Origin of the sequence: Actinosynnema sp. CA-299493, assembly GCF_050946825.1 — a bacterium.
Taxonomy (GTDB): Bacteria; Actinomycetota; Actinomycetes; order Mycobacteriales; family Pseudonocardiaceae; genus Actinosynnema.
Genome location: NZ_CP191993.1, coordinates 7,906,266 through 7,930,702 on the forward strand (window position 1 = coordinate 7,906,266; position 24,437 = coordinate 7,930,702).

22 protein-coding genes and 1 riboswitch are annotated in these 24,437 nt (G+C 72.4%); of the genes, 10 read left to right on the forward strand and 12 right to left on the reverse strand.

Going from position 1 to position 24,437, the window contains the following annotated elements:
- Positions 1–10 precede the first annotated feature (10 nt).
- Together ACQPYE_RS33575 and ACQPYE_RS33580 are read right to left on the reverse strand one after the other, a co-directional pair.
- Complete coding sequence (locus tag ACQPYE_RS33575; RefSeq protein ID WP_498717113.1) at positions 11–2,059, reverse strand: putative cobaltochelatase; 2,049 nt, start codon at positions 2,057–2,059, stop codon at positions 11–13.
- Between the two features lie 57 nt (positions 2,060–2,116).
- Positions 2,117–2,188, reverse strand: a riboswitch (cobalamin riboswitch).
- Between the two features lie 115 nt (positions 2,189–2,303).
- On the reverse strand, positions 2,304–2,879 hold the full coding sequence (locus ACQPYE_RS33580; RefSeq protein WP_498717114.1) for a TetR/AcrR family transcriptional regulator: 576 nt from the start codon (positions 2,877–2,879) through the stop codon (positions 2,304–2,306).
- A 103-nt stretch (positions 2,880–2,982) separates the two neighbouring features.
- Here ACQPYE_RS33580 and ACQPYE_RS33585 point away from each other — a divergent pair, with 103 nt between their 5' ends.
- Entirely contained in the window at positions 2,983–3,882 is a 900-nt protein-coding gene (locus ACQPYE_RS33585; RefSeq protein ID WP_498717115.1) for a quinone oxidoreductase family protein, read from the forward strand.
- Here ACQPYE_RS33585 and ACQPYE_RS33590 read toward each other — a convergent pair.
- Entirely contained in the window at positions 3,802–5,058 is a 1,257-nt protein-coding gene (locus ACQPYE_RS33590; RefSeq protein WP_498717116.1) for a cytochrome P450, read from the reverse strand. The two genes, ACQPYE_RS33585 and ACQPYE_RS33590, sit on opposite strands and share 81 nt — an antisense overlap.
- Positions 5,059–5,094: 36 nt before the next feature.
- Here ACQPYE_RS33590 and ACQPYE_RS33595 point away from each other — a divergent pair, with 36 nt between their 5' ends.
- On the forward strand, positions 5,095–6,273 hold the full coding sequence (locus tag ACQPYE_RS33595) for an 8-amino-7-oxononanoate synthase (RefSeq protein WP_498717117.1): 1,179 nt from the start codon (positions 5,095–5,097) through the stop codon (positions 6,271–6,273).
- On the opposite strand, the gene ACQPYE_RS33600 is transcribed toward ACQPYE_RS33595, so the two are convergent.
- A complete protein-coding gene (locus ACQPYE_RS33600; RefSeq protein ID WP_498717118.1) occupies positions 6,227–6,685 on the reverse strand; it encodes a GNAT family N-acetyltransferase in 459 nt (152 codons plus the stop codon). The genes ACQPYE_RS33595 and ACQPYE_RS33600 overlap by 47 nt on opposite strands.
- A 212-nt stretch (positions 6,686–6,897) precedes the next feature.
- On the reverse strand, positions 6,898–7,617 hold the full coding sequence (locus tag ACQPYE_RS33605) for a S1 family peptidase (RefSeq protein WP_498717119.1): 720 nt from the start codon (positions 7,615–7,617) through the stop codon (positions 6,898–6,900).
- A 176-nt stretch (positions 7,618–7,793) separates the two neighbouring features.
- Between ACQPYE_RS33605 and ACQPYE_RS33610 the strand changes: the two genes are divergently transcribed.
- On the forward strand, positions 7,794–8,402 hold the full coding sequence (locus ACQPYE_RS33610) for a LysE family translocator (protein ID WP_498717120.1): 609 nt from the start codon (positions 7,794–7,796) through the stop codon (positions 8,400–8,402).
- A gap of 49 nt (positions 8,403–8,451) precedes the next feature.
- On the opposite strand, the gene ACQPYE_RS33615 is transcribed toward ACQPYE_RS33610, so the two are convergent.
- Positions 8,452–9,204: a S1 family peptidase gene (locus ACQPYE_RS33615; protein WP_498717121.1), complete on the reverse strand. Its 753-nt coding sequence runs from the start codon at positions 9,202–9,204 to the stop codon at positions 8,452–8,454.
- Positions 9,205–9,276: 72 nt separating this feature from the next.
- Positions 9,277–10,299 carry a M48 family metallopeptidase gene (locus tag ACQPYE_RS33620; protein ID WP_498717122.1) on the reverse strand — a complete coding sequence of 341 codons (1,023 nt, stop codon included), beginning with the start codon at positions 10,297–10,299 and terminating at the stop codon, positions 9,277–9,279.
- Between the two features lie 70 nt (positions 10,300–10,369).
- Between ACQPYE_RS33620 and ACQPYE_RS33625 the strand changes: the two genes are divergently transcribed.
- Complete coding sequence (locus tag ACQPYE_RS33625; RefSeq protein ID WP_498717123.1) at positions 10,370–11,302, forward strand: alpha/beta hydrolase; 933 nt, start codon at positions 10,370–10,372, stop codon at positions 11,300–11,302.
- 285 nt (positions 11,303–11,587) lie between these two features.
- On the opposite strand, the gene ACQPYE_RS33630 is transcribed toward ACQPYE_RS33625, so the two are convergent.
- Together ACQPYE_RS33630 and ACQPYE_RS33635 are read right to left on the reverse strand one after the other, a co-directional pair.
- Entirely contained in the window at positions 11,588–12,424 is an 837-nt protein-coding gene (locus tag ACQPYE_RS33630; protein WP_498717124.1) for a serine hydrolase, read from the reverse strand.
- The gene (locus ACQPYE_RS33635) at positions 12,421–13,362 is read right to left on the reverse strand and encodes a LysR family transcriptional regulator (protein ID WP_498717125.1); all 942 of its coding nucleotides are present in this window, start codon (positions 13,360–13,362) and stop codon (positions 12,421–12,423) included. The genes ACQPYE_RS33630 and ACQPYE_RS33635 overlap by 4 nt, the downstream gene beginning before the upstream one ends.
- A gap of 93 nt (positions 13,363–13,455) precedes the next feature.
- Here ACQPYE_RS33635 and ACQPYE_RS33640 point away from each other — a divergent pair, with 93 nt between their 5' ends.
- Positions 13,456–14,373, forward strand: a complete 918-nt coding sequence (locus ACQPYE_RS33640) for an MBL fold metallo-hydrolase (RefSeq protein ID WP_498717126.1) — start codon at positions 13,456–13,458, stop codon at positions 14,371–14,373.
- 33 nt (positions 14,374–14,406) lie between these two features.
- Here ACQPYE_RS33640 and ACQPYE_RS33645 read toward each other — a convergent pair whose 3' ends face one another.
- Positions 14,407–14,988, reverse strand: coding sequence for a TetR/AcrR family transcriptional regulator (locus ACQPYE_RS33645; protein WP_498717127.1), 582 nt, complete (start codon positions 14,986–14,988; stop codon positions 14,407–14,409).
- A gap of 73 nt (positions 14,989–15,061) precedes the next feature.
- Here ACQPYE_RS33645 and ACQPYE_RS33650 point away from each other — a divergent pair, with 73 nt between their 5' ends.
- A complete protein-coding gene (locus ACQPYE_RS33650; protein WP_498717128.1) occupies positions 15,062–15,706 on the forward strand; it encodes a CatB-related O-acetyltransferase in 645 nt (214 codons plus the stop codon).
- A gap of 117 nt (positions 15,707–15,823) precedes the next feature.
- A complete protein-coding gene (locus ACQPYE_RS33655; RefSeq protein ID WP_498717129.1) occupies positions 15,824–17,755 on the forward strand; it encodes a patatin-like phospholipase domain-containing protein in 1,932 nt (643 codons plus the stop codon).
- 7 nt (positions 17,756–17,762) lie between these two features.
- Here ACQPYE_RS33655 and ACQPYE_RS33660 read toward each other — a convergent pair whose 3' ends face one another.
- On the reverse strand, positions 17,763–18,563 hold the full coding sequence (locus ACQPYE_RS33660) for an SAM-dependent methyltransferase (RefSeq protein ID WP_498717130.1): 801 nt from the start codon (positions 18,561–18,563) through the stop codon (positions 17,763–17,765).
- A gap of 153 nt (positions 18,564–18,716) precedes the next feature.
- Between ACQPYE_RS33660 and lon the strand changes: the two genes are divergently transcribed.
- Complete coding sequence (gene lon / locus ACQPYE_RS33665) at positions 18,717–21,098, forward strand: endopeptidase La (protein ID WP_498717131.1); 2,382 nt, start codon at positions 18,717–18,719, stop codon at positions 21,096–21,098.
- 249 nt (positions 21,099–21,347) lie between these two features.
- Here lon and ACQPYE_RS33670 read toward each other — a convergent pair whose 3' ends face one another.
- On the reverse strand, positions 21,348–22,175 hold the full coding sequence (locus tag ACQPYE_RS33670) for a polysaccharide deacetylase family protein (RefSeq protein WP_498717132.1): 828 nt from the start codon (positions 22,173–22,175) through the stop codon (positions 21,348–21,350).
- A gap of 198 nt (positions 22,176–22,373) precedes the next feature.
- Here ACQPYE_RS33670 and ACQPYE_RS33675 point away from each other — a divergent pair, with 198 nt between their 5' ends.
- Positions 22,374–22,901 (forward strand): YbhB/YbcL family Raf kinase inhibitor-like protein, encoded by a 528-nt coding sequence (locus ACQPYE_RS33675; RefSeq protein ID WP_498717133.1) that lies wholly within the window; start codon positions 22,374–22,376, stop codon positions 22,899–22,901.
- Between the two features lie 77 nt (positions 22,902–22,978).
- On the forward strand, positions 22,979–24,355 hold the full coding sequence (locus tag ACQPYE_RS33680) for a mycothione reductase (protein ID WP_498717134.1): 1,377 nt from the start codon (positions 22,979–22,981) through the stop codon (positions 24,353–24,355).
- Positions 24,356–24,437 lie beyond the last annotated feature (82 nt).

The window sequence follows — 24,437 nt, forward strand, 5'->3', positions numbered from 1 at the left end:
TTCGACGCTCCTAAGCGGCTCGGGCGGCGCGCACGACGCCCGCCACCTGGTCTGCGGACAGTTCTTCCAGGCGCACGCACGCCGCTTCCATCGCGTCCGCCACCCTGGCCGCGAGGCCGAGCCGGACGGGGCCGTGCTCGCAGTCCACGACGACCGACGCCACCCGGTCGGCGGCCAGCAGGCCGGCCGCGCGCAGGGCGTCGCGCATCGGGTCGCCGCCCGTGCCGGTCGCCGTCGCGCGGCCGTCGGTGAGCAGCACCAGCAGCGGTCGGCGGCGGGGGTCGCGGACGCGTTCGACGTCGAGCACGCGGCGGGCGCGCAGCAGGCCGTCGGCCAGCGGGGTCCGACCGCCGGTGCGCAGGGCGCGCAGCCGGGCCGCCGCCGCGTCCACCGAGTTCGTCGGCGGCAGGGCGACCTGGGCCTCCCGACCGCGGAAGGTCACCACGCCGACCTTGTCCCGCCGCTGGTAGGCGTCGCGGAGCAGGGAGATCACCGCGCCGGTGACCGCCGACATCCGCTGCCGGGCCGCCATCGAGCCGGACGCGTCGACCGCGAACAGCACGAGGTTGCCCTCCTTGCCCTCGCGCACGGAGAGCCGCAGGTCCGCGCCGCGCAGCCGCAGGCCGGGACCGCTGCGGCCCCGGGCGGCCTGGTGCGGCGCGGCGGCGGCGAGCGTGCCGAGGAGGTGCAGGCCCGAACCGTCCACAGTGGATGAGCGGACCACGCGGCCGGTGCGGGCGCGGGCGCGCGACCGCTTGCCCGGCGCGCCCTCGCCGACGCCCGGCACCTGGAGCAGCCGGGCGCGGAACGCGGGCGCCGGCGCGTGCGAGCGATCGGTCGAACGGTCGGTCGAGCCGTCGGTCGAGCCGTTGCCTTGATCGTCCGAAGTGGACTCCGGTGGCGTGCCGGGCAGCTCCGAGCCGCCACCGCCGTCCGGGCCGTCGGGGTCGGTCCCGGAGTCGGTCCCGGGGCCGTCGGGGTCGGTTTCCGGATCGTCGGGGTCGGTTCCGGGGTCCGCGGCCGGGTCGGTCTCGGGCTCTTGGGCGGCTTCCGCGCCCTGCTGGAGGGCGTCGTTCAGCTGCTCCTCCTCCAGCCCCGGCTCGTCGAACGGGTCGCGGCGCTTGCGGTGCGGCAGCGCCAGCCGCACGGCCGCCTCCACGTCCTCCTCGGCCACCTCTCCAGCGCCGCGCCAGGCGGCGTGCGCGGTCGCGGTGCGCGCCACGACGAGGTCCGCGCGCATCCCGTCCACCTCGAACGCGGCGCAGATCCCGGAGATGCGGCGCAGTTCCGCGTCCGGCAGCACCACGTCCCCGAGCCGGTCGCGGGCGGCGACGATCCGGCGGGCCAGCTCTTGATCGGCCTCGGCCCAGCGGGCGGCGAAGCCCTCGGGGTCGGCCTCGTAGGCCAACCGGCGCCGCACGACCTCGGTCCGGGTCGGCACGTCCCGCGAAGCGCGGACCGCGACCGTGAGGCCGAAGCGGTCCAGCAGCTGCGGGCGGAGCTCGCCCTCCTCTGGGTTCATGGTGCCCACCAGGAGGAACGACGCGGCGTGCGACACGGACACGCCTTCGCGCTCGACGTGCGCGCGGCCCATGGCGGCGGCGTCGAGCAGCAGGTCGACGAGGTGGTCGTGCAGGAGGTTCACCTCGTCCACGTACAGCACGCCCCGGTGGGCGGCGGCCAGCAGACCGGGCTGGTAGGCGCGGACGCCCTCGGTCAACGCGCGCTCCAGGTCGAGCGAGCCGATCAGCCGGTCCTCGGTCGCACCGACCGGCAACTCGACCAGCCGGGCCGGCCGCCGTTCCACGTCGGGGGCGGGGTCGTGCGGCCCATCCGGGCAGTCGGTCGGTGTCGTCGGGTCGCAGCCGAACCGGCAGCCCGACACCACGTCCAGCTCCGGGAGCAGCGCGGCGAGGGCGCGGACCACGGTCGACTTCGCGGTGCCCTTCTCGCCTCGGACGAGCACCCCGCCGATACCGGGGTGCACGGCGTTGAGCAGCAGGGCCGTGCGGAGGTCGTCGTGGCCGACGACAGCGGAAAAGGGGAAACGCGCGCCCATGCGGCGGTGTCCTTCCTCGGGTGTCCACGCCCGTGTCCGGTCGATGAGTCGGGGGTCGAGTTCCTGACTCCCGGGCTCCTCGGTCCGGTCACAGTGGCGGGACCGTGCCGGATTCACACCGGCTTCCTCGCGCACCCCCTCAAGCCTGGGCATCGTCGCACTTCCCCCGGCGCGCTCCAAGCCCCGGGCGGGCGAGGACGATCACACCGGAGTTCCCGGGACGGCGCCGGAGCCGGGCCGCCGGTCAACTCCCGGCGCGTGCCGGGTCGTCCGCCAGCACGCTCCGCGCGAGCGAGATCACACCGGCGCGCACCCGTGCCACGTCCAGGCCGCACCGGTCGATCATGTGGTGCAGCGTGTCGGCACGCACGTGCGCGATCAGGGCGTGCGCCAGGTACTCGGCGTCCACACCGGGCTTGACCTGCGAGATCAACGTGACGAGGCGGTGGTGCGTGAGCTTGGCGTCCGCGTCGCACGCGATGCTGCGCGTGGACACCCGCTCGAAGGCGGTCACCAGGGGCAGCGCGGCGACCACGTGGTCGAACAGGGTCGCCACGAACGTGATCACCCGCTCGTCCGGCGGGACGTCGCCGGCGCCCAACAACGCCTCCGCCTCCGCCCGCCAGGACTCGGAGGTCTCGTCCACCACCGCCTGCACGAGCCCGTCACGGTCGCCGAAGCGGCGGAACACCGTGCCCTTGCCCACGCCCGCGGCGGTCGCGACGTCGTCCATCGAGAACCCGTCCGGGCCGCGCTCGGCGATCAGCCGCGCGGCGGTGGCCAGGATCGCGGCGCGGTTGCGCTCGGCGTCCTTCCGCATCGTGGACCTCCTCGACGGTCCCTTGACAAAAGCGGACCGGCAGTCCGTATGGTAGCGGACAGGAAGCGGACCGCTGGTCCGTTTGAGATTCCTGGGAGGCGTTGTGCGAGCGGTGCGGTTCCACGAGTTCGGTCCGGCGGACGTGCTCGGTGTCGAGGAGGTGCCGGACCCGGTCGCCGGGCCGGGCCAGGTCCTGGTCCGCGTCACGGCGATCGGCGTGAACTACGGCGAGACGATCATCCGGTCGGGCGCGGGGTCGCGCGTGGTGCCCTGGTACGACCTCGCACCCGGCGCGCTCGGCGGCGAGGTGGTCGGGGTGGGCCCCGACGGCAGGCGGCTGATCGGCTTCGCGCTCGGCGAGGGCTACGCCGAGCTGGCCCTGCTGCCCGAGGACGCGACCGAGGTGCCGGACGACGTGTCCGACCACGAGGCGCTGGCCCTGTTCCTCCAAGGCACGACGGCGGTGACCGCCGTGGACGCGGTCCGGCTCACGGCGGGCGAGCGGGTGCTGGTCGAGGCGGCGGCGGGCGGTGTCGGCAGCCTGCTCGTGCAGATCGCGGCACGGGCGGGCGCGACGGTCGTGGCCGCCGCGCGGGGTGAGCGGAAGCTGGCGCTGGCCCGCGAGCTCGGCGCGCACGAGGTCGTGGACTACGGCGAGCCGGACTGGCCGACCCGGGTCGAACCGGTCGACGTGGTGTTCTCCTCGGTCGGCGGCACGGTGGCGCGCCAGTCGTTCGAGCTGTTGCGCGACCGGGTCGGCCGGCTGGCCGTGTTCGGCTTCGCGAGCGGCGAGCCGCTGGACGTGACCGCGTCCGACGTGTTCCGCAAGGGCGTCGCGGTGCTCGGTTTCGGCAACCCGATGACCCCCGACGCGGTGCGGCGCGCGTTCACCTCGGGGCTGCGCCCGGTGCTGGGCGAAGCGCTACCGCTGGCCGACGCCGCCCGCGCGCACGAACTGCTGGAGAGCCGGGCGAGCACCGGCAAGGTCGTGCTGGTCCCCTAGCTCGACCTCCACGCTCAACGGCGCGCGGAACGACAGCAGGCCCAGCATCGGCGGCGGCCCGGTCGAGGCCAGGCGCAGGTCCGGGAACCGCCGCGCGGTCTCCCGCAGCACGACCTCCGCCTCCAGCCTGGCCAGGCCGGCGCCGAGGCAGAAGTGCCTGCCGAAGCCGAACGCGAGGTGCTTGCGGGCGTCGGGCCTGGCCGGGCAGAAGCGCTCGGGCTCGGCGAAGACGCCCGGGTCCGAGCCGCTGCCCGCGAGCATCAGCAGCAGCGGCTCCCCCGCCGGCACGTCCACCCCGGAGAGGGTGACCGGCTCGGCCGTGATCCGCCGCCAGGTGCTCACCGGCGGATCACGGCGCAGCACCTCTTCCACGCAGGCGGCGGCCACGCCGGGCTCGTGCAGCCGCGACCACAGGCCGTCCTCCCGCAGGACGGCGTGCAACGCCGAGCACAGCAGCTGGGTCGTCGTCTCCTGGCCGGCGATCAGCAGGAAGTAGCAGAGCCCGGCCGCGTCCCGGATCGGCACGCCCTGCGCCCGCAACGCGCCGAACAGGTCGCCGCCCTCCGGGTCGCCGCCTTCCGGGTCGGCGGCTCTGATGCGGGAGGTCAGCCACTGGTGGAACGCGGCGGCGGGACGGGCCAGCTCGTGCTGCCGCTCCGCGGTGACGTCACCCCAGAACAGCTCCAACGACGCCGTGCTCCACGCCTTGAGCGCCTCGACGTCCACGTCCCGGATGCCCATGACCTCCAGCAGCACGATCGCGGGCAGGTCGCGGGCCAGCGCCGGGTGCAGGTCCGCCCGACCGCTGAGCGGGTCGAGCCGGTCGAGCCGTTGCGCGGTCAGCTCCGCGATCCGCGGCCCCATCGCGGCGACGCGGGCCGGGGTGAGGAACCGGGACACCAGTCGGCGCAGGGCGGCGTGCGTGTCGGTGCCGTTGTTGGCCAACGTCGGCGGCAGCGAGAACCCGGCACGGGCGAGCACCCGCAGCACCGGGCCCGGGATCGGGGTGACAGCGGTCAACGCGTTGTCCGGCCGGAAGCGGCGCGGGTCGGCCAGCACGGCGCGCACGTCGTCGTAGCGGCTGACCAGCCACATCCCGGTGCGCTCGTCGCGGTGGACCGGCGCGTTCTCCCGCAACGAGCGCAGGTCGGCAGGCTCCGGCTGGAAGAGGTCCACGCCGGCACCGTAGCCGTCGGATGCGACACTGCCGGCGTGAGCGTGCGCACAGGTGACTCGGTGTTCGACTGGATCGACACGCGGGCCGAGGCCCGCGCGAAAGCCGGTCTCGCCCGCCGGGTCCGGCCGCGGCCGGCGGACTCGACGAACCTGGACCTGGCCTCGAACGACTACCTCGGCCTGGCCCGCGACAAGCGGGTCACGGGCGCCGCCGCGGCGGCGGCGCTGCGCTGGGGCGCGGGCTCGACCGGGTCACGGCTGGTCACCGGCTCGATCGAGCTGCACACCGAACTGGAGTACGAGCTCGCGAACTTCTGCGGCGCGCAGTCCGCGCTGGTGTTCTCCTCCGGTTACGCGGCGAACCTGGGCGTGCTGACCGCGTTGTCCGGTCCCGGCACCGCGATCGTCGCCGACCAGCACATCCACGCCTCCCTGATCGACGGCACCCGGTTGTCCAAGGCGGACGTCGTGGTCGCCGGGCACTGCGACGTCGACCAGGTCACGCACGCCCTGGCCACGCGCGGCAAGCGGCGGGCGCTGGTGGTGACCGACTCGGTGTTCTCCGTCGACGGCGACCTCGCGCCGCTGGCCGGACTGGCCGCCGCCTGCCGCGAGCACGACGCGGCGCTGATCGTGGACGACGCGCACGGCCTCGGCGTGGTCGGCGACGGCGGACGCGGCGCGGTGCACGCGGCCGGCCTGGCCAAGGCGCCCGACGTGGTGACGACGGTGACGCTGTCCAAGTCGCTCGGCGCGCAGGGCGGTGCGGTGCTCGGACCGAGCCGGGTGATCAGGCACCTCGTCGACACCGCGCGCACGTTCATCTTCGACACCGGGCTCGCGCCGGCCAGCGCGGCGGCGTCGCTGGCCGCGTTGAAGGTGCTGCGGGACGAGCCGGAGCGGCCCGCGCGGGCGCTGGAAGTGGCCCAGGACCTGGCGTTCCGGCTGAAGGAGGCGGGGTTGCGGGTCAGCACGCCGACCGCGGCCGTCGTGTCCGTGCAGGCGCCGTCGCCGGAGGCGGCGTTCGACTGGGCCGAGGCGTGCCGCGCGCAGGGCGTGGTCGTCGGCTGCTTCCGGCCGCCGTCGGTGCCGGACCGGATCTCCCGGCTGCGCCTGACCGCCCGCGCCGACCTGTCCGAGGGCGAGATCGAGCGCGCCGTGCGGGTGATCACGGAGACCGGCGCATCCGCAGGTGCGGTATCCCGTCCTCGATGAACTCCGCGCCCTGCGGCTCGAAGCCGAACGACGCGTAGAAGTCGGCCACGTAGGTCTGCGCGTCCAGCACGCACTCCACCTGGCCGACGTCGGCCAGCGCCGCCTCCATCAGCCGACGGCTGTAGCCGCGACCGCGGGCGGCGCGGGCCGTGCAGACCCGGCCGACGCGGAACGCGCCGCCGGGCTCCTCCAGCAGCCGCAGGTAGGCCTGCGGGCCGGACGAGTCGTCGGCCTCCAGCCAGAAGTGGCGGGTGCCCGGTTCGAGGTCGCGCCCGTCCAGTTCCGGGTAGACGCAGTTCTGCTCCACCACGAAGACGTCGGAACGCAGCTTGAGCACGGCGTAGAGCTGGTCGGGGGTCAGGTCGGCCGACCACTGCCGGCGCAGCGTCGCCGGGTACGGGTGTGAACGCACCCCACCGTGGTACCACAGGCCGGATCGGTGCCGTGAAACCGCAGGTCCGGCATCGGTAGCGGTGGTTCGGCCAGAGCTGGTCGCGATGGTCCGGCCAGAGCTGGTCGGCGGTTCGGCCAGAGCTGGTCCCGGTGGTTCGGCCAGAGCTGGTCGCGGCGGTTCGGCCAGAGCTGGTCGCGGCGGTTCGGCCAGAGTCGGTCGCGGCGGTTCGGCTAGAGCTGGTCCCGGTAGCGGCTCAAGCGGGTGTAGACGCCGGGTTGGCCCGGTCGGGCGCAGCCGCGGCCGTAGGACACCAGGCCGACCAGCTCGCCCGCCACGGTGAGCGGCCCGCCGGAGTCACCCTCGCAGGCGTCCTTGCCCCCTTCCGGGTAACCCGCGCACAGCATCCCGCCCGGCCGGTAGTCGGGCACCTCGGCGGCGCACTCGGCGTCCGCGCGGATCGGCACGTCGACCTCGCGCAGCCGTCGGCTCGGCGCGCTCAGTTCCGCGGTCCGACCCCAGCCGTAGACCTTGGCCTGGCCCGACGCGGCATCCGCGATCCGGATCGGCCGGTACGGCAGCGGGGTGGCGAGGGTGAGGGTGGCCACGTCGTCGCCGTCGGACACCCCGGTGAACGCGGGGTGGCGCCAGAGCGAGGCGACCCGCACCGCACGGCCCTCGGCGGTGTCGAGGTCGGCCCGGCCGGCGACGGCGGTCAGGTCGGCGGGCAGCCGGTCCCGGACGCCGAGCGCGGTGCGCGCGACCGTGCAGTGCGCGGCGGTGACCACCTTGTCCGGTGCGATCAGCGCGCCGCCGCAGAAGAAGACTCCCCCGTCGAACAACGCCACCGCCCACGGCGTGGCGGGCGCGTCCCGGCCGCCGACGATCGCGTCCGCGGGCAGCGCGGACAGGATCAGGACGAGCACGGCGAAGACCGGCGCGCTGATGCGCATGGAGCACCTCTCTACATCGTGTGGCCGAACGGGCACCGACCGTAGCGGAACGGTCGAGTGGACGGGATTCGGGTATGAGATCCGGAAAATCTGTTGTTAGAGTCCGTTGCAGCCGAAGATTCGACGGCCAGTGAGGCAGATCACGGTGATCTGTCCGGAACATGAGGGAGGCTTCCATGCACCTGGACTTCACCCAGCTACCGGCGTTCCTGATCGCCTGCGCGGTGGTCGTGCTGACTCCCGGCGTGGACGCCTTCCTCCTGCTGCGCACCTCGATGAGGTCCGGCACGCGGGCCGGGCTGCTGGCCTTGGCGGGCATCCACACCGCGGCGTTCGTGCAGGTGGGATTGGTGATCTCGGGCTTGGGCGTGGTGATCGCCCGCTACCCGGCCGTGCTGACCGGGCTGCGCTGGATCGGCGCGGCGTACCTGCTCTACCTGGCCGTGACGATCACCCGGGGCCTGCTGCGGCGCTCGGGTGGCGAGGTGACGGCGGTCGCGCCGCCCCGACCGTTCCGGCAGGGGTTCCTGACCAACATCACCAACCCGAAGATGCTGCTGTTCTCGCTGGCGTTCCTGCCGCAGTTCATCGGCACGGGCGACCCGACGTGGCAGCTCGGGATGCTCGCCGCAGTGTTCCTCGGGCTGGCGGCGCTGTGGGAGCTGACGATCGTGGTGGCGGCGGCGCGGGTGGCGGGCTCGCTGCGACGGCCCGGAGTGACGACGGCGCTGGACGCGGTGTGCGCGGCGGTGTTCCTGACGATGTCGGTCGGGCTCGTGCTCTAGGTGGGCGTGGAAGCGGCGTGCGGACCCCGAGAGGCCCGCACGCCGTCGCTCAGGCCACCAGTTGCTCCCCGATCGCCTCGGCGTAGGCCGCGATCCTGCTGTAGACGCCCGGCTTGTCCTCCCGGGCGCAACCTTCACCCCAAGAGGTGACGCCGATCAGCTTCCCGCCGGCCACGAACGGCCCGCCCGAGTCGCCCTGGCAGGTGTCGACGCCACCCTCCTGGTAGCCGGCGCACGTCATCTCGTCCGGGTCGTACTGGGGGTAGGCGGCGGCGCAGTACTCGTCGCTCGTCACCGGCACGGTCGCACCCATCAGGTACCGCGAGGCAGAGCCCTGCTCGCCGGTCCGCCCCCAGCCGAGCACCAGGCCGCTCGTGCCCGCCTCGTACAGCGCGTCGTCGGACGGCTGCGCCAGCGGGAGGGGCGTGTGGTCGACCCGCGTGCGCAACGTCAGCACGGCGACGTCCGAGCCCTGGTCCGCGGACACGTAGTCCGGGTGGATCCAGATCGAGTCGAGCCGGGCGACCACGCCCTCGCTGCTCCTGCGGTCCTCGCGCCCCAGCACGACCCGCGTGTTGCGGGGCGTCCGGGAGGTCGCGCAGTGGGCGGCGGTGACCACCTTGGTCGGCGCGACCAGGGTGCCGCCGCAGAACTGGTTGCCGGCGGCGTCGGCCACGTACACCACCCACGGGTGGTCCGCGATCGACACCCGGTCACCACCCACCACGCGCTCGTCCACGTCCGCCGTGGCGGTGCCCGCAAGAGCCATCAACAACGTCATCAACAACGCGGCAAGCCGCATCGGCCCCTCCTCCTGATCAAAGGCATCAGGAGGAGGTTAGCCAGAACGGCCGGTCCCGCTGGGCCAAACAGACTAGTCCGCTCCGGTGAACTTGCTGCGCACCTTGCCCGCCGCGCCCGCGAGCACGTCGCCGACCTCGTTGAACACCTTCATCAGCGGGTCCTCCGACTCGGCCGCCGACGCCTTGTACGACCGGGCCGCCGACTTGATGTCCTCGGTGAACGAGCTCGTCGGCCGGTCGTCCTCGCGCCGCTGGTACGTGCCGGTCAGGATGGCGCGGTACTCCTCGCCCGCCGCCCACTTCTGCAGCTCCGCGGCGCGGACCACGGCCATCGGGTGGGTCAGGGGCCACGTGCGGATCAGCTTGAGCACGCTGTCGCGCACGTCCTCGACCTGCTCGTACTCCTTGGCCTGCTTGAGGAACTCGGACGTGTCGACCTGCGTGAGGTCCATGCCGCCCGCCATGGCCACGTGCACGCGCAGCGCGGCGGCCGGGTCCTGCCCGCACAGCAGACCGGCGCGGTCGCACGACAGCTCGGTCTTGCGGTACCACTCGCGCAGCGCGGCGATGATCGCGGTGATCGCCCAGTAGCCGCCCGGCATCCAGCCGAGGCCGTGCTGCAACTGCATCAGCCGTTGCAGGATCGTCTGGTACAGCGCGTGCCCGGACAGCACGTGCCCCATCTCGTGCCCGATGGCGAACCGCAGGCCCTCGGTGTCCAGCAGCTCGATCAGGCCCGTGGTGAGCACGATGAACGGCTTGTCGATGCCCAGCGTCATGGCGTTGGGCACGGGGTCGCGCTTGACGAACAGCTCCGGCACCGGGTCGACGTCCAGCGTCGCCGCCACTTCCAGCCGGAGCCGGTCCAGCTCCGGGTACTGCTTCGGGCCGACCCTGATGCTCGACGCCAGGTAGCCCAACCTCTCACCGCGTTCCGTGAACGCGCCCGCCACCGCCTGCAACACCGGGCCGATGCCCGGCACCGCCCGCAAGACCGCCAACGCCCCCCGGTCGACCGGGTGCTCGTAGGCCCGCGGACTGATGCCGGGGAACCGGACACGCGCGCTCGACCGTTCGATCTCCTCGCTGCTCATGGCTCCCACAGTGCCACGACCCACGCCCCGCCTCTCCCCGATCGGACGAATCGGCGTGCACACTGACCCGGTGAACGCAGACGTGCTCGGCGCCGACTACGAGACCCGCGTGCTGCCCCTCGGCGGCGGTGACACGACCGCGACCCTGGTCCGCCGCCGCGCGCAGCCGGCCATCCGCGGCGCGGTGCTGTACGTGCACGGCTTCGCGGACTACTTCTTCCAGCGGCACGTCGCCGAGCACTTCACCGCGCGCGGCTTCGACTTCTACGCCATCGACCTGCGCGCGTACGGGCGGTCGTTGCGGCCGGGGCAGGTGGCGAACTACGTGACCGACCTGGCGGAGCACTTCGAGGAGATCGACGCGGCGACGCGGGTGATCCGCGAGGAGGACGGCCACCGGCACCTGGTGGTGATGGGCCACTCGACCGGTGGGCTCATCACGAGCTTGTGGGCGCACGAGCGGCGTTCGGACGACGTGCTGGACGCGTTGGTGCTCAACAGTCCTTGGCTGGACCTGGCCGAGCCGTGGCTGGTGCGGACGGTGGGGACGGCGCTGATCCGGGGTGTCGGCCGGATCGCGCCGAAGCTGGTGCTCAAGCCGGGCCTGGGGCCGGTGTACGGCGAGAGCATCCACCGCGACCACCACGGGGAGTGGGACTTCGACACGACGTGGAAGCCGATCGAGGCGTTCCCGGTGCACGCGGGGTGGTTGCGCGCGATCCGCCGCGGTCACGCCCAGCTGCACCGGGGGCTGGAGGTCGCGGTACCGGTGTTGTTGCTGCGGTCGGGGCGCAGTCACCTCCACGCGAAGCGGTGGACGCCCGAGGCGATGACGACGGACACCGTGCTGGACGTGGAGCACATGCGGACGTGGGGGCCGAAGATCGGTCGGCAGGTGCGGATCGTGCCGGTGGAGGGCGGGATGCACGACGTGTTCCTGTCCGCCGAGTCGGTGCGGTTGAGGGCGTTGGCGGAGGTGGACGAGTTCCTGGATGAGATTTGAGGGGTGAGAGAGCGAAAAATCTAAAGAGTCCTCGCCGGACGGGCAGATCAGCAGGATGACCCTCTGGTGGGTGGTTCTGTGCCGGGTCCGTTGTGGGTCAGGGTTTCGTGTCATCCCACCGACCTCCCTACGGGCTACCACACGTATCAAGGGGGGCCGGCACGCAGTCGACGCCGTGGGTATCGGTGCACTGGCCCCCCTTGACACGCGCGGTAGGGCGGAGCCAGGTCGGCGGGATGACACGAAGCCCTTCCGTTGGGGGAAGGGTGGTGGCAGTGGGGGTGGTCAGCGGAGGTGTTCGATGGCGAGTTTGGCGGCGGTGCCGATGACGGCGTCGGCTGGGGGCAGGGTGAAGGCGGTGCTCGCGCTGCGGGTGAAGACGGCGACGGCGTAGCGGCCACCGTCCGGGTATTCGACCACGCCGACCTCGTTGCGGATGGTCGGGAGGGTGCCGGTTTTGCCGGCTACGCGGACGTCGTCGAACGGGAAGCCGGAGGCCAGGCGGTGTGGCCAGACCTGGCGGGCCATGGTGCTGCGGATCGGGGCGCAGTCGTCGTGCTCCCAGATGTGCCGCAGCAGGGTGGTGAGGTCGCGTGCGGTGCCGCGGTTGGTCTGGTTCGGGTCGAGGGCGCGCAGTCGTGACAGGACGACGGGGTCGGTGAGGGCGGCCGGTGGTTCGGCGGGGGCGGCGTCCTCGGCCATGGTGCGCATGAAGTCACGTGCCCGGTGGACGACGAGGGTGCGGGTCAGGCCCAGGTCGTCGAGGGTGTGGTTGACGCCGTCCAGGCCGATCAGGTCGACCAGGGCGTCCGCGGCGGCGTTGTCGGAGACGGTGATGGCCAGGTAGGCCAAGTCCCGCAACGACATCGTGACCGGGTCGAGCATGCCGCCGATGCCGGTGGGGCCGGTGCTGCGGTCGTGGTCGAGGGTGATCCGGCGGGTCAGGTCGTGGGCGCTGTGGTGGAGGGCGACGAGCAGCGGGACCTTGAAGACGCTGGCGAGGACCACGGGGTCGTCCGCGCCGACGGACAGTTGGCGGTCGGGGTGGTCGAGGTCGAGGGCGTGCAGCGTGCCGGTGACGCCGGCGTCGGCGAAGGCGGCGCGCACCCGGGCGGCGGTCATGACAGGTACTCCGCGGCCGGGCGGGGGTAGCGGGGCAGCGTGCCCTCGGCGTGGCGCATCCCTTGTGCGGTCAGGACTTCGGTGACGGCGTCGGCGAAGGCGGCGGTGGCGGGGGTGTGGCGACCGCGCGGCCAGGCGGCCGAGGTCCGCCACAGGACCGGGTTGCCGCGCAGTGGTCGCCAGACGGCGTCCGGTGGTGGTGCGACGCCGTCGTGCAGGGCGACCGCGCCGCCGGCCAGGACGAGTCCCAGCGCGAACTCCGGGTTGCCCGCTTGGTGGACGTCGGTGGGTGTGTAGCCGTGCCGGGCGCACGTGGTCAGCACCTCGTCGTGCAGCGCGGGCGCGGTGGTGCGGGGGAAGAGCACCAGGGCCAGGCCGTCGAGGTCGGCCAGGCGGACGTCCGGGGCGGCGGCGAGGGGGTGGTCGCGGGGCAGCAGGACGCCGAGCGCGCTGGTCAGGACGGGGCCGAGGCTCAGCCAGGAGACGTCGAAGGGGAACCGCAGGACGCCGACGTCCAGGCTCCGGTCGGCCAGGGCGCGCAGTTGTCCGGCGGTGCCGATCTCCCGGAGCTTGAGCGCGACCGGGCTGCGGTGGCGGAACGCGGGCAGGAGCGCGGCGACCGCTCGTCCGCCCAGGTCCGGTGGGACGCCCGCGCGCAGTGAGCCGGCCTCGCCGTGGCGGAATCGTCCGGCGAGGGCGCGGAGCCGGTCTTCGCCCGCCAGCAGGTCGCGGGCCTCGGCGAGGACCTGTCGGCCCGCGTCGGTGAGGGCGACGTGCCGGGCGTCGCGGTCGAGGAGGCGGACGCCGAGCTCGCGTTCGAGGCGTTGGATGCTCTGCGACAGCGGTGGCTGGGACATGTGCAGGCGGGTCGCGGCACGGCCGAAGTGGAGTTCCTCGGCTACGGCCAGGAAGTACCGCAGGTGCCGGAGGAGGTCCACGAGCTGGGATGATAGCCGTTCGCATATCGCAGGGGTGGCGATATCGGACTTGGACAGACGGGTCCGGGCGCTGGTCTGGTTGGTGGCATGTGCGTGAGCAGACGACAGGTGTTGATCGGTTCGGCGGCCGTGGCGGTGGCGGGCGCGGGGGTGCCGGGGGTGGCGTTCGCGTCGGGGCGCAGCGGCGTGGGCCTGCGCTGGCTGGGTGTCGCCGGGTGGGAGTTGCTGTTCGACGGCCGGCGGGTGCTGATCGACCCGTACCTGAGCCGGTTGCCGGTGTTCGGCGCGGACGGCGAGTTCATCGCCGACCACCCGTTGGCGGTGCGGAAGGACTTGGTCGACCGGCACCTCGGTGAGCGGCCGGAGCTGGTGCTGGCGACGCACGGGCACTACGACCACCTGCTGGAGATCCCGTACGTGGTGGACAAGCACGGGTCGCGGGTGATCGGCACCGAGACCCACCGGCACCTGCTGACGGCGCAGGGCGTGCCCGGGGACGACGTGGTCGTGGCGTCCGGCGGGGAGCACCTGGACTTCCACGGCTTCACCGTCCAGGTGTTCCGGAGCCTGCACAGCCAGTTCGGCTCGTACGGGTACTTCGCGCCGGGCAGCCTGACCGCGCCGCCGAAGGCCCCGGCCACGATCAGCGACCTGGTGGAAGGCGGCTCGCTGGCGTACCTGGTCACGGTGGGCGGGTTCTCGGTGCTGTTCCTGTCCGGCACGGCCAACTACGTCGAGCGGGAGATCGCCGGGCTGCGGCCGGACGTCCTGGTGCTGGGCATGAGCGGCCACGCGAACGTTCACGACTACACCGCGCGGGCACTGCGGGCGACCCGGCCCAAGCTGCTGGTCCCGAGCCACCACGACGACATGGTGACCCAGCTGGACGACCCCGCCCTGCCGCCGCGCGGCAACCCCGCGGCGGCGGCCGAGTTGGCGGAGGCGGCACGGCGGATCGGGCTCGCGGCACGGGTGCTCGATCCGGAGGTCCTGCGCTGGTACGAGCTCTGACCGCACCCACGTCACGTCCGGAGTCGGTCGGGTTCAGAGCAGTCCGGCGCGGGCGGCGGAGAGGGCGGCTCGGGCGGCGCGTTCGGCGGTGGCGTGGTCGACCGGCTCGCCGGTGATGAAGATCCGGTAGTACAGCGGGGCGCAGGTGAGGCGGACGAGTTCGACCGGGTCGGTCTGCGGTGGGAGTTCGCCGCGTTCGACGGCGCGGGTCACGACCTCGGCCGCTTCGGTCTGCCTGGCGGCGTAGAAGGCGCGCTTCGCGTCGAGGGCCCGGGTGGACTGGAGGGCGGCGGCGACGATCGCGACCGGCACGGGGAGGCGTCCGGGGTCGGCGAAGGCGTCCGCGACCTCGGTGGCGACGGCGATCAGGTCGCCCTCGACCGTGCCGGTGTCGGGGACCGGCCAGCCGGTCTCCCTGGTGTGGTCGAGGACGTCGGCGACGAGCACGTCGACCGTGCCCCAACGGCGGTACACGGTGGTTTTGTGCACACCGGCGCGTTCGGCGACGTTCTCCACCGTCAGGCCGGTGTAGCCGTGCTCGGCCAGCTCGGCGTGCACGGCTCGGAGGACGGCTTCGCGGACGCGGGCCGAGCGTCCGCCGGGGCGTGAGGTCACAGGCGACTCCAGTTGTGCTGGTGGGATCAGGTGTGTCACTCTAACGCAACACCAGTCGCGTTAGGAGCTTGGGTTGATCCCCGATCCCACCGTCCTGCACCCGTTGCCGCACACCGATCGCGTCGTGCACCTGAAGCCGTTGGTGACGTCGCCGACGATCGAAGTGGGCGAGTACACGTACTACGACGACCCGGAGCACGCGCTGGAGTTCGAGACGCGCAACGTGCTCTACGGGTACGGGGCCGAGAAGCTGGTCATCGGCAGGTTCTGCGCCCTGGCGACCGGCACCAGGTTCATCATGGCCGGCGCGAACCACCTCAACACCGGCGTGTCGACGTTCCCGTTCACGATCTTCGGCGGCACGTGGGCCGAGCGGACGATGGACCTGATGACCGGCATGGAGACGCGCGGCGACACGGTCGTCGGCAACGACGTCTGGTTCGGCTACGACTCGATCGTCATGCCCGGTGTGACGATCGGCGACGGCGCGATCATCGCGACCGGCTCGGTGGTGACGTCGGACGTGCCGCCGTACACGGTGGTGGGTGGCAACCCTGCGAGGCCGCTGAAGCAGCGGTACCCGGACGAGGACGTGGCCCGGCTGCTGCGCGCCAAGTGGTGGGACTGGCCGATCGAGCTGGTGACCGAGCACGTCCGCACGATCATGTCCGGCACGCCGGCCGAGGTCGAGCGCATCGCGCTGGACCGGCTCCGGTAGCCGACCACGTCGCTCGCCGAACCCGGAGGCCTCCCCGGACTCGACCAGGTCGCGCAGCGTGAATCCCCCGTGAACAACCGATTGGTCTAGCGCCACGCCGCCCGCCACCAGGAGACGATGGACGCCGGGAGGTTCGCCATGGCCGAGGACTTCAACCGGTACTGCGACCTGACCATGCGGGGTGGGGCGGCCAGTGGCGTCGTCTACCCGTTGGCGGTCGTGGAGTTGGCCCGGCACTACCGGTTCCGGTCGTTGGGCGGGGCGTCGGCCGGTGCGATCGGGGCCGCGTTCACCGCCGCCGCCGAGAAGGGCCGGGAGCAGGACGGCTTCCGCAAGCTCGGGGAGGTGGTCGACTGGTTCGCCGCGCCCGGCTGGCGGCTGGCGCAGCTCTTCCAGCCCAGCGAGCACACCCGCAAGCTGTACCGGATCGTGGCGGCCTCCATGCAACGCCGCGACTCCACCGGACGCAGCCCGCTCACCTGCCTCCTCATCGCCCTGATCAGCGCGATCGGTCGGTGGGCACGGGTCTTCCTCGCCTTGGCACTGGCGCTGTGGCTCGTCGGTCCGACGCTGTGGTTCCACTCGATCGAGTGGGGCGCCACGCCGACCTGGGTGCTGATCAGCCTCACCGTCGCGGTCCTCGTCGCCGTGCCCGGCATCGTGCTGGGAGTCCTGCCGAACGGCCGGGACGCGTGGCTGCGCCGCATCGGCACCGGGCTGCTCCTGGTGCTCCCGCTGATCCCGGTCGCCCTGGGCGCGCGCTGGACGGCGCCGAGCCTGGCGAGCGCCGCCACCGCCGCCGTGTGGTGGCTGGTGCTCGGGTTCGCGTTCGTCAGCGCGGTCGCGGTCACCTGCGGTTCGAGCGCCAAGCGGTACCTCGACCGGATGGCCACCACCGTCCACTTCGGACTCGTACCGGGCACCGGGGCGTTCCGGCCCAACTTCTGGGACCGGCGCTGCGGCGTGCCCGCGTCGACCGGCGTGCCGCCGTTGAGCGACTGGATCGCCGACGTGCTGGACGACCTGTCGGGCGTCGAGGACCTGATGTTCGACGACCTGACCACCAACCTGGTCCTGATGACGACGGACCTGTCCGAGGGTCGCCCCTACCGCCTGCCGTTCACCGAGCCGACGGCCGCGTGGCTGTTCTGCCCGACGTGCCTGAAGACCGTCCTGCCGCCGCGGACCGTCGACCGGCTCGGCCACGACGCCACACCGCACCACTGCCCGCTGCACCCCGCCGAGACGCTCGACGTGCTGCCGAAGAACCTGCCGGTCGCGCTGGCCGTGCGGATGAGCATGCCGCTGCCGGGCCTGATCGCCGCGGTGCCGCTGGTGCGCGCCGAGCCGGAGCCGCGCGTCCACTGGTTCTCCGACGGCGGCATCACCAGCAACTTCCCGATCCACTTCTTCGACAACCTGCTGCCGCGCTGGCCGACGTTCGGCCTGAGCCTCCAGTCGTACCCGCCGGGCGACGACCGGGACGTCTGGCTGCCCGAGCAGGACTCGTCCACCAGCGGCACGCCGTGGCGGGGCATCGGCCTGGTGCAGCACTTCGCGTCGGCGATCCTCGACACCATGCTCGACTGGCGCGACACCACGCAGTCCGCCCTGCCGGGCTACCGGGGCCGGATCGCGCACGTCCGCGTCGGAGCCCTGGAGGGCGGCACGAACCTCTTCATGCGCCCGGAGACGATCCGCGCCCTGGCCGAGCGCGGCGCGGAGGCCGGCCGACTGCTGCGCACCCGGTTCACCGAGGACGGCTCGACCAAGACCGACCGCTACCGCTGGATCCGGATGCGCCTGGCCATGCGCGAGTACCGGCAACTGGCCGACCAGTCCCGCGACCGCGCCGCCCCGTACCGCGACCTCACCGCCCGCTACCGGATCCCGGAGGACCTGCACGGCTGGTTCACCACGCCGCCCGACACCGATCCGAACGCGCGCGAGATCGGCCTCACCCTCGACGCGCTGGCCGCCGTGCCCGACGGCCCGTTCGACGGCGAGCCGCCGGTCGACCCGGACCTCCGCCTGACCCCGCCGGAGTGACCGACCGTCAGACCTTCCGCCCGACCCCGGCGTACGCGCTGATGTAGGCGTCGTCCGAATCCGGGCGCCACTCGCTCAACGGCACCACGCCCGGCTCCACGACCTCCAGCCCACCGAAGAAGGCAGCGACCTCCGCACCGGTCCGCAGCACCAGCGGGCTGTCCGTGCGGCGGTAGATGGCGTTGACCTGCTCGCCGCTCTCCCGGCCTTCCTGCGACACGCCGTCCCAGCTCGCGTGCGACATGGCCACGAAGCTGCCCGGCGCGAGCGCGTCCCGGTACCGGGCGATCGCCGCGGCCGGCTCGTCCTCGTCCGGCACGAAGTGCAGCACGGCGACCATCAGCAGGCCGATGGGCCGGTCGAAGTCGAGCATCGTCCGGACCTCCTCGCTGTCCAGCACCGAGTCCGGGTCACGCAGGTCCGCCTGGATCGCGGCGGCCAGCGGGTTGTCCGCCAGCAACGCCGTGCTGTGCGCCACGGCCACCGGCTCGACGTCCGCGTACACCACCCGGGCCAGCGGGTTGGTCTGCTGGGCGATCTCGTGCACGTTGCCGACCGTCGGGATGCCCGAACCCAGGTCGAGGAACTGGTCGATGCCCTGCGACAGCAGGTACCGCACCGCGCGCCGCAGGAACGACCGGTTGGCCCGGGCCGCGCCGGACATGCCGGGGAAGATCTGCTCGACGGACTTCGCCGCCTCCCGGTCGACCGCGAAGTTGTGCGACCCGCCCAGGAAGTAGTCGTACATCCGGGCCGCGCTCGGCCGGTCCAGGTCCACCGAAGACGGAACCCAGCTCGCCTGCTCCATGCGCACATCTCCTCGTCAGCCGACGGCGTGATCGTCGCGGCGTCGCACAACGGGCACAACCCCCGAATGGACGCTCGCTCTGGGCGAACACCTACCGGAAACAATCCCGCGCTCATCTTGGTTGAGCCAGTCAGACTCAACTTTGGAGGGATCATGGGCGAGACGTTGGTGCTGCCGGTGCTGCCGCTGGACGACGTGGTCGTGCTGCCGGGCATGGTCGTGCCGATCCGGCTCAGCGGCTCGGACGCCACCGCCGAGGCCCGCGCCGCGATCGAGGCCGCGACGGCGACGGGCGGTCAGTCGAAGGTCCTGCTGGTGCCCCGGCTGGACGGCAAGTACGCCAAGGTGGGCACGTTGGCCCTGATAGAGCAGGTCGGCAGGCTTTCCGGCGGCGAGCGCGCGGCCGTCGTGCGCGGCACCGAGCGGGTGCGCATCGGCACCGGCACCACCGGCCCCGGCGCGGCGCTGTGGGTCGAGGCGACCGTCGCGGACGAACCACCGGCCGACGACCACACCCACGAACTGGCCCGCGAGTACCGGGGGCTGGTCACCACGATCCTCCAGCAGCGCGGCGCGTGGCAGGTGGTCGACTCGGTGCAGCAAGTGGACGACCCGTCCGCCCTCGCCGACCTCGCCGGCTACGCCTCGTACCTCAGCGACGAGCAGAAGGTCTGGCTGCTGGAGACCAGCGACGTCACCGAGCGGCTGGAGAAGCTGCTGGAGTGGGGCCGCGAGTACCTGACCGAGCTCGACGTCGCCGAGACCATCCGCAAGGACGTCAAGGAAGGCGTCGAGAAGCAGCAGCGCGAGTTCCTGCTGCGCCAGCAGCTGGCCGCGATCCGCAAGGAACTGGCCGAGCTCGACGGCAAGCCCGCCACCGAGGAGCAGGACTACCGGGCCCGCGTCGAAGGCGCGGACCTGCCCGAGAACGTCCGCAAGTCCGCCCTGGCCGAGGTCGACAAGCTCGAACGGACCTCCGAGCAGTCACCCGAGGTCGGCTGGATCCGCACCTGGCTCGACACCGTGCTCGAAATGCCCTGGAACGAGCGCACCGAGGACTCCTACGACATCGCGGGCGCGCGCGCCGTCCTCGACGCCGACCACGCGGGTCTGGACGACGTCAAGGAACGCATCACCGAGTACCTGGCCGTCCGCCGCCGCCGTGCCGACCGAGGCCTGGGCGTCGTGGGCGGTCGCCGTTCCGGCGCGGTCCTGGCCCTGGTCGGTCCTCCCGGCGTGGGCAAGACCTCCCTCGGCGAGTCCGTCGCCCGCGCCATGGGCCGCGAGTTCGTCCGGGTCGCCCTCGGCGGCGTCCGCGACGAGGCCGAGATCCGAGGCCACCGCCGCACGTACGTCGGCGCGCTGCCGGGCCGGATCGTCCGCGCCATCTCCGAGGCAGGCTCGATGAACCCGGTCGTCCTCCTGGACGAGATCGACAAGGTGGGCGCGGACTACCGGGGCGACCCCACCGCCGCTCTCCTCGAAGTCCTCGACCCAGCCCAGAACCACACCTTCCGCGACCACTACCTGGAGGTCGAGCTCGACCTCTCCGACGTGGTCTTCCTCGCCACCGCCAACGTCCTGGAATCCATCCCGGGCCCCCTCCTGGACCGCATGGAACTGGTCCGGCTCGACGGCTACACGGAGGATGAGAAGGTCACCATCGCCCGCGACCACCTGCTGCCACGCCAGGTCGAACGCGCCGGCCTCACCGCCGAGGACGTCACGATCACCGAACCGTCGCTGCGCAAACTGGCCGGCGAGTACACCCGTGAAGCAGGCGTCCGCCAACTGGAGCGCTCGCTGGCCCGCATCCTCCGCAAGGTGACCGCACGCGTCGCCCTGGACGAGACCACCCTGCCGGTCACCGTCGACATCCCGAACCTCCGGACCTACCTGGGCTCCCCCAAGCACACCCCGGAATCGGCCGAGCGCACCGCCGTCCCCGGCGTCGCGACAGGTCTCGCCGTCACCGGAGCCGGCGGCGACGTCCTCTTCGTCGAGGCGTCACTGGCCTCCCCGGGCACCGGCGCCTCCGGCGTCACCCTGACCGGCCAACTGGGCGACGTGATGAAGGAGTCGGCCCAGATCGCCCTCTCCTACCTGCGCTCCAACGACGAACGGGCCGAAGTGCTCGCGGATCGCGGCGTCCACATCCACGTCCCGGCCGGCGCGGTGCCGAAGGACGGCCCATCAGCCGGCGTCACCATGACCACGGCACTGGCATCACTGCTCTCCGGCCGCCCGGTCCGCTCCGACGTCGCCATGACCGGCGAAGTCTCCCTCACCGGCCGCGTCCTGCCGATCGGCGGCGTGAAGCAAAAACTGCTCGCCGCCCACCGCGCCGGCATCACCACGGTCCTGCTGCCCCAACGCAACGAACCGGACCTCGACGACGTCCCGGACTCCGTCCTGGCCGAACTGACCGTCCACCTCGTCGCCGACGTCCGCGAAGCCCTGGACCTAGCCCTCGAACCAGCCACCAACACCACCACCACCACTACGACCACTGCCACGACCACCGCCGCCGCCTAACAACACCCACAACAAACCGCCGCACCCCCACCGAGGCCCGATTTGACATGGGTTCGGGTGCTTTAGGCTGGTCGAAGCCGGCAGGCTTGGCGGGCGCTTTATCCGCCGGGCCTGCCGGCTTTGGCCTGCCTGGAGTGCCCGTAAGGGCCCCATGTCACATCGAGCCGGCCCCAACCACCACTCCCCCACTCACATCGCTTCGCTGACCGCCCCCGCCTCCGCCTCACTCCTCCGCCTCACCCCTCCGCCTCACACCTCCGCCTTGGGCTCCGCCAAGAAGTCGTCCAGCACCACCGGCGTCAACCCGTCCAGCTTGCAGCGCTCCAAGAACGCCAGGAAGTCCTCCGCGAACGTGTGCCGGAAGTGCATGAGCACGATGTCGCCCGCGTTCAACCGACCACCAGCCTGGAACTGCACGACACCGTCGTTCACCGCCGCCGTCCACATCACCAACGCCGTGAACCCGCAGTCCGCCGCCGCCCGCCGCGTCGTCTGGTCGAAGTTGCCGAACGGCGGCCGGAACAGCTTCGGCCGGGCATCGAGCTGCACCCGGAGCAGCTCCGCGTTGCCGCAGATCTCCCCGCGCTGGAAGTCGTACGACGTGCCCGTCAGGTCGGGGTGCGTCGCCGTGTGCGCGTGGACCGTCGCGAGGCCGTCGAACCCCTTGAAGTAGTCCGCGTATCCGTCCACGTGCTTCGAGTTCAGGAACAACGTCGGCTCGACGCCGCTCTTGCGCATCAACTCGACCGCGGCCGGGTGACGGACGGCTCCGTCGTCGATCGTGATGAACACGTACGGCCGGTCGGTCTCGATCCGCCGCACCACCGGCACCATGCCGTCCACGACCGGTGGCACGGGCTGCTGCGGCGTGCCGAAGGCGTAGGGGTGCTGGAACACGGGAATGGTGGTCCCGCCGGGGCCGGGCACGGCCGTCGGCGGCGTGGTGGTCGTCGTCGCGGCTGTCGTGGTCGTCGTGCCGGCCGTGGTCGACGGAACCTGCCGAGCTGCCGGCTGCGACGAGCACGCGCACACCACCGCGACGACGGCGGCCAGGACCGCCACTCCCTTGGGTCTCATCCGTGTTCCCCCTCGAACGGGCGCCACCCGCCCGGGCGACGCTCACCCGATGGAGACGTCACGAGGAACCTTCAGGTTGCTCACAGGTTCGAGCATCACCCCGCTCCCGATCTCTCGGGCACGCCCTCCCTGCGCCCGTCCCACCCCGGCGATAGGGTCGTGCGGGTCTGTCCCGCAAGATCACGTGTGGAGGACCCGATGAGCCTCGAACGCCCCGTCGCGCCCGATCCCTACGCGCTGCTGCCGCAGGTGGCGTCGTTCACCCTCAGCTCGACCGACGTGTCCGACGGCCAACCGCTGGCGGAGGCGCACGTGTTCGAGGGCGGCAACACGTCGCCGCAGCTGAGCTGGACCGGGTTCCCGGAGGAGACCAGGAGCTTCGTGGTCACCTGCTTCGACCCGGACGCGCCGACGCCCTCCGGCTTCTGGCACTGGGTCGTGGTGAACGTCCCGGCGTCCGTCACCTCGCTCGACACCGGCGCCGGCGCCTCGGACGACGCGCTGCCCGCCGGCGCGTTCCACGTGCGCAGCGACTTCGGCGCCCGTGCGTTCGGCGGGGCCGCCCCGCCGCCCGGCGACCAGGTGCACCGGTACTACTTCGTGGTGCACGCCGTCGACGTCGACGAGCTGGACGTGGACGGCGACGCCTCCCCCGCCGTGGTGAGCTTCAACCTGGCGTTCCACACCCTGGCCCGCGCGATCCTCGTGCCGACCTACGCCCACTAGCCGCCACCAGGACAAGCCACCGACCTCCCTCCCCCCTCCCGGGAACAAGTGCCTCACGTCGCGGGTTGCAGCACGACGTGAGGCACTTCGACCTGGTCATCATCGGCACCGGTTCCGGCAACTCCATCGCGGACGAGCGGTTCGCCGGCTGGAACATCGCGATCGTCGAGAAGGGTGTGTTCGGCGGCACGTGCCTGAACGTCGGGTGCATCCCCACCAAGATGTTCGTGCACACCGCCGACGTCGCCGCCGCACCCGCCTCGGGCGCGCGGCTGGGCGTCGACGCGCACCTGGACGGCGTGCGGTGGACCGACGTGCGCGACCGGATCTTCGGCCGCATCGACCCCATCTCCGAGGGTGGCCGCCGCTGGCGGGCCGAGGAGAACGCGAACGTCACCGTCTACGAGGGCACGGCCCGGTTCACCGGTCCGAAGACCCTCGACACGGGCACCGGCGAGGTGATCACCGCGGACCGGTTCGTGCTCGCCGCGGGCAGCCGGCCAGTGGTTCCGGACGTCGCCGACCTCGACTCCGCCGGCTACCACACCAGCGACACGATCATGCGGCTCGACGCCCTGCCCCCTCGCCTCACCATCCTGGGCAGCGGTTTCGTGGCGGCGGAGTTCGCGCACGTGTTCTCGTCGTTCGGCGTGCAGGTGACCCTGATCGCGCGGTCCGACCTGCTCCTGCGGCACGAGGACCGCGAGGTCGCGGCCCGGTTCACCGAGACCGCCGCGCAGAAGTGGGACGTGCGGCTCAAGCGCAAGGCGGTGCGGGCCGAGCGGGTCGACGGCGTGGTCCGGCTGCACCTGGAGGGCCCGGGCGGCGCGGAGGTCGTGGAGTCCGAGGAGCTGCTGGTCGCGGTCGGCCGCACGCCGAACTCCGACCTGCTCGACCTGGCCGCGACGGGCGTCGACCTGCACCCCGACGGCCGCGTGGTCGTGGACGAGCACCAGCGCACGTCCGTCGAGGGCATCTACGCGATGGGCGACGTCAGCTCGGAGTACCAGCTCAAGCACGTGGCCAACCACGAGGCGCGGGTCGTGCAGCACAACCTGCTGCACCCGGACGAGCCGATCTCCTCGGACCACCGGTTCGTGCCGGCCGCCGTCTTCTCGTCGCCCCAGATCGCGTCGGTCGGGTTGACCGAGGAGCAGGCCGTCGAGCGCGGCGTGCGGTACGTGGCTGCGGCGCAGGCCTACGCGTCCATCGCGTACGGCTGGGCGATGGAGGACACGACCGGGTTCGCGAAGGTGCTGGCCGACCCCGACACCGGGCTGATCCTGGGCGCGCACGTGATCGGGCCGCAGGCGTCGAGCGTGATCCAGCCGGTGGTCCAGGCCATGAGCTTCGGCCTGGACGCCCGGACGATGGCTCGCGGCCAGTACTGGATCCACCCGGCGATGCCCGAGGTCATCGAGAACGCGCTGCTCAACCTGCCCCTGACGAACTGAGCACCGCGCTCTCAACCTCCAGCGAACCGAGCGCCGCGCTCAACCTGCCCTGACGAACCGAACACCATGCTCGACCACCGCG

What these genes read in the sequence shown, in the direction of transcription:
- ACQPYE_RS33575 (WP_498717113.1), bottom strand. Translation starts at nt 2,059, where the DNA reads ATGGGCGCGCGTTTCCCCTTTTCCGCTGTCGTCGGCCACGACGACCTC.
- ACQPYE_RS33580 (WP_498717114.1), bottom strand. Translation starts at nt 2,879, where the DNA reads ATGCGGAAGGACGCCGAGCGCAACCGCGCCGCGATCCTGGCCACCGCC.
- ACQPYE_RS33605 (WP_498717119.1), bottom strand. Translation starts at nt 7,617, where the DNA reads ATGCGCATCAGCGCGCCGGTCTTCGCCGTGCTCGTCCTGATCCTGTCC.
- ACQPYE_RS33610 (WP_498717120.1), top strand. Translation starts at nt 7,794, where the DNA reads ATGCACCTGGACTTCACCCAGCTACCGGCGTTCCTGATCGCCTGCGCG.
- ACQPYE_RS33615 (WP_498717121.1), bottom strand. Translation starts at nt 9,204, where the DNA reads ATGCGGCTTGCCGCGTTGTTGATGACGTTGTTGATGGCTCTTGCGGGC.
- ACQPYE_RS33620 (WP_498717122.1), bottom strand. Translation starts at nt 10,299, where the DNA reads ATGAGCAGCGAGGAGATCGAACGGTCGAGCGCGCGTGTCCGGTTCCCC.
- ACQPYE_RS33630 (WP_498717124.1), bottom strand. Translation starts at nt 12,424, where the DNA reads ATGACCGCCGCCCGGGTGCGCGCCGCCTTCGCCGACGCCGGCGTCACC.
- ACQPYE_RS33655 (WP_498717129.1), top strand. Translation starts at nt 15,824, where the DNA reads ATGGACGCCGGGAGGTTCGCCATGGCCGAGGACTTCAACCGGTACTGC.
- ACQPYE_RS33660 (WP_498717130.1), bottom strand. Translation starts at nt 18,563, where the DNA reads ATGGAGCAGGCGAGCTGGGTTCCGTCTTCGGTGGACCTGGACCGGCCG.
- lon (WP_498717131.1), top strand. Translation starts at nt 18,717, where the DNA reads ATGGGCGAGACGTTGGTGCTGCCGGTGCTGCCGCTGGACGACGTGGTC.
- ACQPYE_RS33670 (WP_498717132.1), bottom strand. Translation starts at nt 22,175, where the DNA reads ATGAGACCCAAGGGAGTGGCGGTCCTGGCCGCCGTCGTCGCGGTGGTG.
- ACQPYE_RS33675 (WP_498717133.1), top strand. Translation starts at nt 22,374, where the DNA reads ATGAGCCTCGAACGCCCCGTCGCGCCCGATCCCTACGCGCTGCTGCCG.